Source organism: Micromonospora sp. CPCC 205558 (assembly GCF_036902955.1).
Classification (GTDB): domain Bacteria; phylum Actinomycetota; class Actinomycetes; order Mycobacteriales; family Micromonosporaceae; genus Micromonospora.
Genome location: NZ_JBAKHR010000013.1, coordinates 120,136 through 132,390 on the forward strand (window position 1 = coordinate 120,136; position 12,255 = coordinate 132,390).

12 protein-coding genes are annotated in these 12,255 nt (G+C 72.6%); 3 read left to right on the forward strand and 9 right to left on the reverse strand.

Features of this window, described 5'->3' with window-relative positions:
• The 5 genes from V6U86_RS17600 to V6U86_RS17620 form a co-directional block, all read right to left on the reverse strand.
• Complete coding sequence (locus V6U86_RS17600) at nt 1–969, reverse strand: DUF5715 family protein (protein ID WP_334504617.1); 969 nt, start codon at nt 967–969, stop codon at nt 1–3.
• Between the two features lie 374 nt (nt 970–1,343).
• On the reverse strand, nt 1,344–2,141 hold the full coding sequence (locus tag V6U86_RS17605; RefSeq protein WP_334504620.1) for an isocitrate lyase/PEP mutase family protein: 798 nt from the start codon (nt 2,139–2,141) through the stop codon (nt 1,344–1,346).
• Nucleotides 2,138–3,085: a cytochrome P450 gene (locus V6U86_RS17610; protein ID WP_334504622.1), complete on the reverse strand. Its 948-nt coding sequence runs from the start codon at nt 3,083–3,085 to the stop codon at nt 2,138–2,140. The genes V6U86_RS17605 and V6U86_RS17610 overlap by 4 nt, the downstream gene beginning before the upstream one ends.
• A gap of 159 nt (nt 3,086–3,244) precedes the next feature.
• Entirely contained in the window at nt 3,245–3,988 is a 744-nt protein-coding gene (locus V6U86_RS17615) for an ArsR/SmtB family transcription factor (protein ID WP_334504624.1), read from the reverse strand.
• A gap of 163 nt (nt 3,989–4,151) precedes the next feature.
• Entirely contained in the window at nt 4,152–4,274 is a 123-nt protein-coding gene (locus tag V6U86_RS17620) for a LuxR C-terminal-related transcriptional regulator (RefSeq protein WP_442934952.1), read from the reverse strand.
• Nucleotides 4,275–4,453: 179 nt separating this feature from the next.
• On the opposite strand from V6U86_RS17620, the gene V6U86_RS17625 reads away from it, so the two are divergent.
• Nucleotides 4,454–6,199, forward strand: coding sequence for a DEAD/DEAH box helicase (locus V6U86_RS17625; RefSeq protein WP_334504626.1), 1,746 nt, complete (start codon nt 4,454–4,456; stop codon nt 6,197–6,199).
• 48 nt (nt 6,200–6,247) lie between these two features.
• Here V6U86_RS17625 and V6U86_RS17630 read toward each other — a convergent pair whose 3' ends face one another.
• The 4 genes from V6U86_RS17630 to V6U86_RS17645 form a co-directional block, all read right to left on the reverse strand.
• Nucleotides 6,248–6,652 (reverse strand): DoxX family protein, encoded by a 405-nt coding sequence (locus V6U86_RS17630; RefSeq protein ID WP_334504628.1) that lies wholly within the window; start codon nt 6,650–6,652, stop codon nt 6,248–6,250.
• A 132-nt stretch (nt 6,653–6,784) separates the two neighbouring features.
• The gene (gene lon, locus V6U86_RS17635; RefSeq protein WP_334504632.1) at nt 6,785–9,115 is read right to left on the reverse strand and encodes an endopeptidase La; all 2,331 of its coding nucleotides are present in this window, start codon (nt 9,113–9,115) and stop codon (nt 6,785–6,787) included.
• 136 nt (nt 9,116–9,251) lie between these two features.
• Nucleotides 9,252–10,121, reverse strand: coding sequence for a manganese catalase family protein (locus tag V6U86_RS17640; protein ID WP_334504635.1), 870 nt, complete (start codon nt 10,119–10,121; stop codon nt 9,252–9,254).
• An 84-nt stretch (nt 10,122–10,205) separates the two neighbouring features.
• Nucleotides 10,206–10,937: a sensor histidine kinase gene (locus tag V6U86_RS17645; RefSeq protein ID WP_334504638.1), complete on the reverse strand. Its 732-nt coding sequence runs from the start codon at nt 10,935–10,937 to the stop codon at nt 10,206–10,208.
• A 98-nt stretch (nt 10,938–11,035) separates the two neighbouring features.
• Between V6U86_RS17645 and V6U86_RS17650 the strand changes: the two genes are divergently transcribed.
• Entirely contained in the window at nt 11,036–11,644 is a 609-nt protein-coding gene (locus tag V6U86_RS17650) for a response regulator transcription factor (protein ID WP_334504640.1), read from the forward strand.
• Between the two features lie 144 nt (nt 11,645–11,788).
• Nucleotides 11,789–12,136 carry a histone-like nucleoid-structuring protein Lsr2 gene (locus V6U86_RS17655; protein ID WP_334504641.1) on the forward strand — a complete coding sequence of 116 codons (348 nt, stop codon included), beginning with the start codon at nt 11,789–11,791 and terminating at the stop codon, nt 12,134–12,136.
• Nucleotides 12,137–12,255 lie beyond the last annotated feature (119 nt).

Sequence of the window (12,255 nt, forward strand, 5' to 3'; positions counted from 1 at the left end):
TCAGACCCCCATCTCGGCTTCGTACGCCCGGCGTAGCCGACGCCGCGCGGTGGGCGCGAGACAGAGGTGCCAGGCCTGCCCCTCGTCGATCACGTTCAGCTCCCCGGTCTCCTGCCGGCTCAGCAGCAGCTGTGCCAGGGTGTCCCGCGCGCCGAACCGCTCGAACCAGGCAAGCTCGACGTCGACGGAGTAGCCGAGGCAGTGCCCGCTGGGCAGCATCGCCGCGTAGCCCAGGCGGCGCAGCCGGTACTGGTGCTCGGCGCTGCGGACCAGGCTGGTCACCCACAGCGGCGGGGTGGCCGGCGGGGCGATTGCGGTGAACTCCCGTCCGATGTCGTTGAGCAGCGCCACCACCTCGCGTCGGGCGCGGCGGAACAGCAACCCCGCGGTCTGCGGGGTGGCGTCGGGTCGCAACCGGCGACGCAGCCCGCGCGCAGCCCGGCCCAGCATCGTGGCGGGCTGCTCCTGGTAGCGGAAGCGCAGCAGGTCGCGGCGGCGCAGCCACTCCAGGTCGACCAGCTCGGCGCTGCCGTTGACCTGGTCGTCGGTGACGAAGGTCGGCGCGTCCTGCCACCACAGCACGTCGATGCGGGAGAGCAGGTAGATCCGGACCAGTGCGTTGAGGTCACCCGCCGAGGTGCGGTGGTTCGGCTGGTAGCGGGCCATCTCCAGCAGCAGCGTCTCGCGCGCGCCGATCAGCCCCTGCGGGGTGGCGTCAAGGACCGCCGCGAGCGCCGGCTCCCGCAGCCGCTCGTCGATGAGCACCTGCCGGGCCCGGGTGCTCGCCGCGTCGGCCAGGGCGCCGACCTCGACCAGCAGCTCGGCGACGGCGGCGCGGTACGCGGCCAGGTCGGGCGCGGCGGCGGGCAGGCGGCGGGGGGTGGCCGCGGAGGGTCGACGGCGGGCCGGTGCGGTGGGCGACGGAGGCGAACCGGGCTGCTGTCCCGGACTTCGGCTGGGCACTCGCATGACGGGGTCCCTTCTCCGGTCGCGACACTGGGTGATTCGCCCTGAAACACACCGTAATCATCAGCACCGGACCGGACCGAACATTTCTCCTATTTCCCTCCGAACGGAGCGCGGACGACGCACCCGCCCAGGGGTGTGGCCGTTGGGTGCGGTGCCTTTGGAGCTGATGTCGTCAACGAATCACCGCCGCCGGCTTCGCATGCGGTCCTGTGATGCCACAAACGATTCAGCTCCAAAGGCACCGACCAACAACACAGCACCCACCCACAACCACCGACCAGCGCACCACCCGCCGGCGACCACCGGCCAGGCGGCCGGGCGGGCCGGGCGGCCGGGCGGGCCGGGCGGCCGGGCGGGCCGGGCGGCCGCCACCGTCAGGTGCCGGCCGTCGGCACCAGGGCCTGCACCTCGGCGTACGACGGCAGCCCCGTCGGTGCGGTGTGCTCGCCGAGGCGGACGGCGTCGGCGGCGTCGAGCGCGGCGCCCAGCGCGGCCCGGAACAGCAGCGAGCCGGTGCTGACCCGGGCCACCCCGGCCCTGCCCAACTCGGCCAGCCCCGGCCCGCCGGGCTGGTGCAGCGCGTTCACTGGCGCGTCGAGCTGCTCGGTGAGCACCCGCAGCGTCGCGTCGTCGACGGTGCCCGGCACGAAGATCCCGTCCGCGCCGGCCGCCCGGTAGGCGCGGGCTCGGGCGAGGGCCTGCGGCAGCGGGTCGGCCACCGACAGCCACCACGTGTCGGTGCGCGCGTTGACGAACAGGTCCGGCACCGCCGCCTTCACCGCCGCGATCTTGTCGGCGATGCACTCGGGGTCGGCCAGGGTGCCGTCCGGGCACCCGTCCTCCAGGTTGATCCCGACCACGCCGAGCCCGGACAACTCCGTCACGTACTCGGCGACCTCGGCCGGGTCGTCGCTGAACCCGGCCTCCACGTCCACGCTGAGCAGCACCGGCAACCCGGCCAGCCGGCGGGCCAGGGCGAGGGTCTCCCCCGCGGTGGCCGCCGTGCCGTCGGGAAGGCCGCTGGTCGCGGCGACCCCGAGGCTGGTGGTGCCGATGGCCGGGTACCCACGCGCGGCGAGCGCCGCCGCCGAGGCGTGATCCCACGCGTTGGGCAACAGCAGCGGACGGCCGGCGCGGTGCAGGGCGTGGAACGCGGCACGACGATCGATCATCGGACGCTCACCTCCAGATGTGTCGGTACACGCAGGGTCGGGTGCGGCTCGTGGCGCACTGGGGTCGGGTGACGCTGGCAGCGTTCGCGCAGTACGTCGAACACGCCGGTGGCCAGCGCCAGGGCGTGCCGGTCGCCGGGGCAGCCGCGCTCCCCCGTCCCGAAGGTCAACAGCCCGGCACCGGGCCGACCGGGCTGGAACCTCGCGGGGTCGGTGAACGCCTGCGGGTCGCGGTTGGCCGCGTCGAAACGCAGCAGCACGGGGCTGCCCGCTGGCAGATCCTGCTCGCCCAGCCGTACCGCGTCGACGGTGACCCGTCGGGTGGCCCGCACCGGCGGGTCGAGGCGCAGAACCTCGGCCAGCAGGTCGATCGTCCCTGCCGTGGCCGGCATTGCCGGGCCGGCCGGGGGCAGCAGGTGATGGGCGGCGGCGCCGATCAGACCGGCGGTCGCGTCGCATGCCTGGACCAGCAGACCGATCAGGTTCGCCCGTACCACCGGCGGACCCTCCGGCGCGAGCCCAAGCAACGCCTCCACCGCCCGGTCGGCCCGCGCGGTCAACGCCGGGTCCACCCCCGGGTGATACGCCGCCGCGACGACCGCGACCGCCGTCCCGGCGGCTGCCGGATCCGCGAAACCGAGGCGGTCGGCCAGCGCCCGTAGCGGCACCGGCCGGGCCAGTTCCCGGATCACGTCGACCTGGTCGCCCGCACGGTCGAGAACGGCCATGGTCAGCCGCGCCGCGTCCTGTCGCAGCTCGTCCGGGTCCAGCGGGGCCAGCGCCGCCACCGCGACCGCCCGACGATCGGCGTGCCGTTGCGGTGGACTGAACCGGCTGACCGTGGCGCGCAGCCAGGCGAGGGTGCCGAACGGGCCGGTCTCGACGGGCGGCACCTGGAACGCCGGGTCGGTCAGCGCGGTACGCAGGTCAGCGTGGCGGGTCACCGTCCAGCCGCGCTCCGGTTCGAACGACGGAGGTCCACACGCGGGTGTTCCCGGGGCAGGCGCGATAACGGGCCAGTTGTCTGTCACCGCTCGACCGTAGGGCGCGAACCTTTCGCCCCGCACCGAACGATGCCGCCACGGTCACCTGTGGGTCGCCCGTCAGGCACGGCCGCTCGTGGACGGCGGGGCTGCCGGTGGGTCGAGGGTGTGTTCGGGAGTGGCCAGGGCCGCGGCCAGGCCATGGCGGCCGGTGGGCGTGAGCCGGACGGCGCGGCCGGTGCCCCGACTGATCCAGCCCAGGTCGGTGAAGCGGCGGCAGAGCGCCGCGCCGAGCGCACCGGCCAGGTGCGGACGGCGTTCGGTCCAGTCCAGGCAGTCGCGGACCACCGGGCGACGGGCGGCGCGCAGCACGTCCACGGGTACGCCCAACCCGGCCACCCAGGCCCACCCGTCGGGCGTCAACGCCAACCCGCTGGACCGGTCGAGCCGGCCCTCGCTGAGCAGCGCGTCGTACATCAGCACGCCCAGCCGCCCGGCGAGGTGGTCGTAGCAGGTCCGGGCGTACGCCAGGGACGCGGTGGCGGTGACCGCGCGCAGCGACCCGGTCGGAGTGGGGGTGGCCGGGGCGTGCCCGGCCAGGTCCTCGATCAGCTGGGCCACCGACGGCCCGGCCAGGCGCAGGTAGCGGTGCCGGCCCTGCCGTTCCTCGACGAGCAACCCACCGCTGACCAGTCGGGTGAGGTGGTCGCTGGCCGTCGACGCGGCGACCCCGGCACGCCGGGCCAGCTCACCGGCGGTCCACGCCCGCCCGTCGAGTAGCGCCACGCACATCCCGGCCCGGGTGCCATCGGCCAGCAGGGCGGCCAGCTCAGCCATCCCCCGACCGTCGGTGCCAACACTCATCGCGCCAGTCTAGGAATGCCGCACACTTGATCCGCCGTCGAGTCCCACGGTGCACGCCACCCCCACGGATCGGAACCGCGCCACACCCTTCAGGCCGGGTGGCGGCGGGGAGCATCCCCGACCGACGCCGGGTTGACCTCGCCCGCGATCCGGGCACGGTGGGTCAGCCGTTGTCCCGGGCGGTGCGCACCGCCTCGGCCCGCTCGGCGGCGCCGAGCTTCTGCACGGCGGCGGAGAGATGGTTGCGCACGGTGCCGGTGGACAGGTGCTGCGCACGCCCGAGCAAGATCCGGACAAGAACCAGGAAAGACTGCCCTCGCGCGGCGCTGAGACCACTATTTCCGTGTTCTTGTGCGGATCCTGAGCGGGCCCGCGCATCGGCGCCCGACCGTGCGGCCCGGGGTCGGCGCGACTCTTGTGCCGGTCGGCGCAGCGGCTCGGACGGCGTAATGAAAGGCTTGGCACATGAGTTCCGCACCTGCACAGCACGACGCACCGATTGACGCACCGACTGACGCCACCCCCGACGGCACCGACGAGGTGAGCGCCTTCACCGAGCTCGGGCTCCGCGCCGAGCTGCTGGGCGCGCTGTCCGCCCTCGGGTACGAGGAGCCGACCCCCATCCAGCGCGAGGCTATCCCACCGCTGCTGGAGGGTCGGGACCTGCTGGGTCAGGCGGCCACCGGCACCGGCAAGACGGCCGCGTTCGCGCTGCCACTACTGAACCTCATGGCGGCACACCGCCAGGGCGGCGACCCGGTGGCGCTGGTGCTGGTGCCGACCCGGGAGCTGGCGGTGCAGGTCTCCGAGGCGTTCCACCGCTACGGCAAGGATCTCGGCGCGCGGGTGCTGCCGATCTACGGTGGGCAGCCGATCGGGCGGCAGCTGCGGGCACTGGACAGCGGTGTCGACGTGGTGGTGGCCACCCCCGGGCGAGCCCTCGACCACATCGCCCGGGGCACCCTGCGCCTCGGCGGGTTGGCCACGGTGGTGCTCGACGAGGCCGACGAGATGCTCGACATGGGCTTCGCCGAGGACATCGAGGCGATCCTGGAGCACGCTCCGGCGCAGCGTCAGACGGTGCTCTTCTCGGCCACCATGCCGTCGCGCATCGACGGGATGGCCCGCCAGCACCTGCGCGAGCCGGTCCGGATCGAGATCGGCCGGGAGCAGCCCGTCGCGGGTGAGGCGCCCCGGGTGCGGCAGAGCGCGTACATCGTGACCCGGGCGCACAAGCCGGCCGCGCTGGGTCGGGTGCTGGACGTGGAGTCCCCGACCGCGGCGATCGTGTTCTGCCGCAGCCGCGAAGAGGTCGACCGGTTGACCGAGACGATGAACGGTCGGGGCTACCGCTCCGAGGCGCTGCACGGCGGGATGAGCCAGGAGCAGCGCGACCGGGTCATGGGCCGGCTGCGGGCGGGCACCGCCGACCTGCTGGTGGCCACCGACGTGGCGGCCCGTGGCCTGGACGTCGAGCAGCTGACCCACGTCGTCAACTACGACGTGCCGTCCGCCCCCGAGTCGTACGTGCACCGCATCGGTCGGGTGGGGCGGGCTGGCCGCGAGGGCGTGGCGATCACCCTCGCCGAGCCGCGTGAGCACCGGATGCTCAAGACCATCGAGCGGGTGACCGGCCAACGGATCACCATCGACAAGATCCCCACCGTGGCCGACATGCGGACCCGGCGGTTGGAGCTGACCCAGGCGGCACTGCGCGAGAGCCTGCTGGAGGACGACCTCGACCCGTTCCGGGTGATCGTGGAGACGTTGACCGACGAGTTCGACCTGATGGAGGTCGCCCTCGCCGCCGTGAAGCTGGCCCACGAGGTGACGTCGCCGGGCTCCGACGACGAGGAGGAGATCCCGCAGGTGCCGGTGCGCGGCCCGCGCGAGGGTCGACCGGAGAGCGGTGGCCGGGGCGGCGACCGGCGGGGCGGGGGGCGGCCACGCTCCGGCGGTGGCAACACCGTCCAGGTCTTCGTCGGTCTGGGCCGACGCGCCGGGGTACGTCCGCAGGACCTGGTGGGCGCGATCACCGGGGAGACCGGCATTCGTGGCCGCGACATCGGCTCGATCGAGATCGCCGACCGGTTCTCCCTGGTGGAGGTGCCGCAGGGGGTGGCCGACCAGGTCATCTCCGGGTTGCGCTCCAGCACGATCAAGGGCCGCAAGGCCACCGTGCGCCGCGACCGCGGCGGCGACGAGCGCTGAGCACGCCGCCGGCGACCGCCGTGGTACGACGGTCGCCGGCGACGAGGCTCAGAAGGAGTACGGCCCGAACCGGCCCCACGCCACCACGGCGGCGAGGACGAGCAGCACCGCGCAGGTGATCGCGCCCTGGATCTCCTTCTGACGGCCGTCCTGCGTGTCCTGCTTCTTCAGGTCGCGCAGGTGCACCAGGAAGCCGCCGATCATGACGACGACCAGCCCGACGGCGGCGAGTGGGGTGAGCACGGTGGCGATTCCGGTGAGCGGGGGCAGCACCAGCCCGATGGCGGCCACCACCTCGGCTGCGCCGAGCGCCTTGACCTGGGTCGGCGGGACTGGGTCCACCCACCGCATCAGCTCGCGCAGCTTGTCCTTGGGTTGGGTCAGCTTGGCGAAGCCGGCGCCGGCGAAGACGACAGCGAGCAGGATCTGGATGATCCAGAGGACGACGTTCACGGGGGTTCCTCCGAAGGCACGCCTCGCGGCGAAGAGGTAGTTGAGGGTTCAAGCGACACAGTAGACCCCTGCCCGCGTACCAAAGGACCCCCGCCGTCTTCGAAGACGGCGGGGGTCCTTGTGGTCGGAGCGTCAGACCGCGAAGAGCGCCGGACCGTCCAGCGTCTTCACGTCGACCGGGCGCAGCGCCAGGGCGAGCACGTCGGCCACGTCGGCCAGGGTGTGCACGGTCAGCGCCTCGCGCACCTCGGTCGGCAGGTCGTCCAGGTCGGGCTCGTTGCGGGCCGGGATGATCACCTCGGTGAGGCCGGCCCGGTGCGCGGCGAGCAGCTTCTGCTTCACCCCACCGATCGGCAACACCCGACCGGAGAGCGTCACCTCACCGGTCATCCCGAACTCGGGGCGGACCGGGCGACCGGTGACCAGCGACGCCAGGGCCGTGACCATGGTGATGCCGGCGCTCGGGCCGTCCTTGGGCACCGCGCCCGCCGGGAAGTGGACGTGGATCCGGCGTCCCGCGAGAGCGTTCGGGTCGATACCGAGCCGCCGCCCGTTGGAGCGCAGGTAGGAGAGCGCGATGTGCGCCGACTCCTTCATCACGTCACCGAGCTGGCCGGTCAGGGTCAGGCCCGGCTCGCCCTCCATGCTCGTCGCCTCGATGAAGAGCACGTCCCCACCGGCTCCCGTGACGGCCAGGCCGGTCGCCACACCGGGCACGGCGGTGCGCTCGGCCGACTCCGGGGTGAACTTCGGTCGACCCAGGTAGGTGGCCAGGTTGTCGGTGTCGACGCGCGCCGGTGTCGGGTCCGTCGCCAACGTCACCGCCACCTTGCGCAGGATCTTGGCCAGGGCACGCTCAAGCTGCCGGACGCCGGCCTCCCGGGTGTACTCCCCCGCGATCAGCGCGAGGGCCCCGTCGGCGACGCTGACCTCCTCGGCGGTCAGCCCGGCCCGCTCCCGCTGCCGGGGCAGCAGGTGGTCCCGGCCGATGGCGACCTTCTCGTCCTCGGTGTACCCGTCCAGCATGACCAGCTCCATCCGGTCCAGCAGCGGGCCGGGGATGGACTCCACCACGTTGGCGGTGGCCAGGAAGAGCACGTCGGACAGGTCGAGGTCGACCTCCAGGTAGTGGTCCCGGAAGGTGTGGTTCTGCGCCGGGTCGAGCACCTCCAGCAGGGCGGCGGCCGGGTCACCGGCGTAGCCGGCGGCCAACTTGTCCACCTCGTCGAGGAGCACGACCGGGTTCATCGAACCGGCCTCGCGCAGCGCGCGGACGATCCGACCGGGCAGCGCACCCACGTAGGTGCGCCGGTGCCCGCGGATCTCCGCCTCGTCGCGGACCCCGCCGAGCGAGACCCGGACGAAGTTGCGTCCGAGCGCCCGCGCCACGGACTCGCCGAGGCTGGTCTTACCGACCCCGGGAGGGCCGGCCAGGGCGAGGACCGCGCCGGAGCCGCGACCGCCGACCATGCCGAGGTTGCGCTCGGCACGCCGGTTGCGCACCGCCAGGTACTCCAGGATGCGGTCCTTCACATCGGCCAGACCGGCGTGGTCGGCGTCGAGCACCGCCCGGGCCGCGGCCAGGTCGGTGTTGTCCTCGGTACGCGTGCCCCACGGCATCTCGAGCACGGTGTCCAGCCAGGTACGGATCCAGCCCGCCTCCGGGGAGGCGTCACTGGCCCGCTCCAGCTTGCCGACCTCGCGCATGGCCGCCTCGCGTACCTTCTCCGGCAGCTCGGCGGACTCGACCCGGGACCGGTAGTCGGCGGAGCCGTCCGGCTCGTCCTCGCCCAACTCCTTGCGGATCGCGGCCAACTGCTGACGCAGCAGGAACTCGCGCTGGGACTTCTCCAGCCCCTCGCGGACGTCACTGTTGATCTGCTCGGTGACCTCCTGCTCGGCCAGGTAGTCCTTCACCCAGCCGACCAGCAGCTCCAGTCGGGCGGTGACGTCCGGCGCGGCGAGAAGTTCGTTCTTCTGCTCCAGCGTCAGCCAGGGCGCGTATCCGGCCGAGTCGGCCAGCTCGGAGAGGTCGGTCATCCGCTCCACCGCGTCGATGACCTGCCAGGCGCCCCGCTGCTGGAGCACGGAGGTCACCAGGGCGCGGTACTCGCGGGCGAGTTCGCGGGCCCGACCGGCGTAGGCGGGTTCGTCGAGTTCGGTCGCCTCGACCCAGAGGGCGGCACCGGGGCCGGGCACGCCGGAGCCGATCCGGGCCCGGGACAGGCCACGGATGACGGCGGCGGGCTCACCCTCGGGCAGCCGGCCGACCTTCTCGATGGTGGCGACCACGCCGACCGGCCCGTACTCGCCGTCGATGCGCGGCACGGCCAGCAGCTTGCGGTCGCCGGTCGCCCGCGCCGCGTCGATCGCGGCCTGGGTGGTGGGGTCGAGGGTCACCGGGATGACCATGCCGGGCAGCAGCACGGCGTCGGTCAGCGGAAGTACCGGAAGAGTTGCCATCGAACACCTCGCGTTGAGTTGAGCGTGTCTCACTCAAGTAACAAAGCGTTCCCCTTGTTCCGATCTGTGACCCAGACCACTCCCCCGGCCGGTCCGTCGGGTCGCCCGGGACCGGCGGGCGACCCGACGAGGCACCTCAGGTGAGCTTGCTCTTCACCGTGTTCACCACCGAACCGGCCACCCCCGGATCGGTGCCGTAGAGGCGGGGATCGCCCGGGGGCAGCACCGGCTCCGGCGCGTTCGCCCGCGGGTTGTCGTCGTACCGGAACTCGCCCTTGCCGTCCGGCGACGGCCCGGACGCCCAGCGTCCCTGCGCGGCGTCGGTACCCGAGGAGAAACCGAGGTAGGTGTAGCTGTACTCCGCGGTGAACTCCTCCGAGTCCGGGAACGCCTCCGGCACCGGCATCTCCTCCAGACCGTCCTCCTTGAGCTGCTCGATCGCCGCCAGCCACATGTTCTGGTGCATCGTGTCGCGGGCCAGCAGGAAACGCAGCATCTGCTTGACACCCGGGTCGTCGGTCATGTGGAACAACCGGGCGACCTGGAGCCGGCCCTGCGCCTCGGCGGTGACGTTGAGCTGGAAATCGGCCAACAGGTTGCCGCTGGCGGTGACGAACGCGCCGTTCCAGGGCACCCCGTTGGAGTCGGCGGGCAGGGCGCCACCGCCGCCGTGGATGAAGTGCGCCGGGTTCTCCCCGGCGTAGGTCGCAGCGCCGCCCGGGTCCTCCGCGATCCCCTCGGTCAGCGACAGCGGCGCGTTGTCCAACAGCCGGGTGATCATCGTGACGATCATCTCGACGTGGCCCATCTCCTCGGTGCCGACGTCGAGCAACAGGTCCTTGTACTTGCCGGGCAGCCGGCAGTTCCAACCCTGGAAGAGATACTGGTTGGCGACGGTCATCTCGCCCCACTTACCGCCCAGCACCTCCTGCAACCGGCGGGCGAACGCCGCGTCCGGGCCGTCTGGTTTGGCCTCGAACTGCAGATCCTTGACGTGGCTGAACATCCAACCTCCTCGGTACCAGAAATTAGGTAGCGAGGCCGTTCCCGCTGCGCTGACCCGAGCGGGCCAACCGGTGTCCCGCCCGGGTCAGCGCAGCGGGCGAGCCGTCGGCAGCAGCACCTCCAGCGCCACTCCGCGAGGCCGCAGCCGATGCGCCCGCAGCGCTCCCCCGTCCGAGGCGACGAGCCGCCGCGCGATCCACAGGCCCAGACCGGACATCCCGACGGCCGGCGCCGGACGCCGCAACGCGACCAGCAGCGCGTCGTCGACCCGACCCTCGTCGGTGACCAGGATGCTCACGCCGGGGCCGCGCAGGGTGGCGTAGAGCCCGATCTGCCCGTTGGGTGGCCCGTGCCGCAACGCGTTCTGCACCAGGTTGACCAACACCTGTCGAGTTCTTCCGGCCGGCACCGGGCAGGAGGCCGCCCGCCGGGTGGCTCGTGCCCGCCGACGGCCGACCGGCACCAACGCGGCGGCCTCCCGCAGGATGCCCGCCAGCGCGACGACCGGCTCCGGCTGCGGGGACAGCGTCAGCGCGCCGGTGCCGGCGGTCGCGTCGTGCAGCAGGCTCTGCAGGTGGACGGCCTGGTCGCGGGCCAGCTCGCTGATCGCCCGCCGGTCGTCACTGGTCAGCTCCCGACGCTCGTCGGCCAGCGTGCGGGTCAGCGAGGTCAGAGTGCTGATCGGCGTCCGAAACTCGTGGCACAACACCCGCAGCAGCAACTCCGAGTCAGCCGCCGCCGGGTCCGTCCCGCCGGGCGTCGGCTCGATGGGGCGAAAGCCTCGCAGCAGGTCCCGCAAACCGTGCCCTACCCGCATCCACCCGACTCCTCTCGTTCGGTGCGAACCCGCATGATCGGTACCCGCTGGGGAACGGCCCAGACATGCCGGGAGCCTCCACCTTGCGACTCGTAGTCGTGGACGATCACCCCCTTTTCGTCCGCGGCCTGGAGTTGCTTCTCCCGATCAGCAGCAACGGCCGCGCCGAGGTGGTCGCCTCGACCGGCGACGCCGCCGCCGCGGCGGCGCTGGTCCACAACTGCCGCCCCGACCTGGCCCTGGTCGACCTGCACATGCCCGCGCCCGGCGGCATCCGGGCGGTGGCCGCGATCCGGCGGACCACCCCACGGGTACGGGTGGTCGCGATGTCCGGTTCCGCCGCGCCCGCGTCGGCGGTGGAGGCGCTGCGGGCCGGCGCCGAGGGGTTCCTGCCCAAGACCAGCGAACCGGAGGAGTTGCTGCCCCCGCTGCTGGCCATCCTCGACGGCTGGGCGGTACTGCCGGCCGAACTGCTGCGCGCCATGCTGCGGCCCACGCGCTCCCCGCCCGTCGACCTCGACGGCGAGGAACGGCGGCTGCTGCGGGCGATCGCCGCCGGCCGCAGCACCATCGACATCGCCGAAGAACTGCACGTCTCCGAACGGACGGTGAAACGCATGACCGCCGCGTTGCTGCGGAAGTTGCGGGTCTCGAACCGGGCCGAGGCGGCCGCCCTCGCCGGTCACAGCGGCATCCTCGGGGAATGAAGCCCCGCGATCGGGCCGATTCACGGTTTTGCTCGGTAACGGAATCGCGACGCGCCGAATGAATGGAAGGCATATTGTTGCGGATTACCGGGGTGATAGGTCAGACTTTGGACACATCCCGCCGCACACAGGGAGTAATCGGCAATGGCGAGAAAAGTAATCACGGTCCTGACCGACGACCTCGACGGTGGGAAGGCCGACCGGACAGTTGAGTTCAGTCTCGACGGCGTGGCCTACACGATCGATGTCTCCGACGAGAATGCCGGCGTCTTGCGCAAGGCGCTCGATCCGTACATCAATGCGGGTCGGCGGATCGGGCGCGGCCCGGTGGAGAGCGCCCGTTCAGTCCGGCGGCCCGGTCGACCCGTCGGCGCGGGAATGGATCGGGAGCAGAACCGGGCCATCCGGGAATGGGCCGTCAAGAACGGCTACAAGATTTCCGAGCGCGGCCGGATCCCGGTTGAGGTCGTCGAGGCGTACAAGAACCGCTGACGCGACTCGACGACGGGGCCCCGCCGGAAAACGGCGGGGCCCCGTCGTGTGTCCGGGGCGAAGCGACACGGCGGCCCACCACCCCGGGGTGGCCGGCCGCCGCCACCACCGGAGCTCCA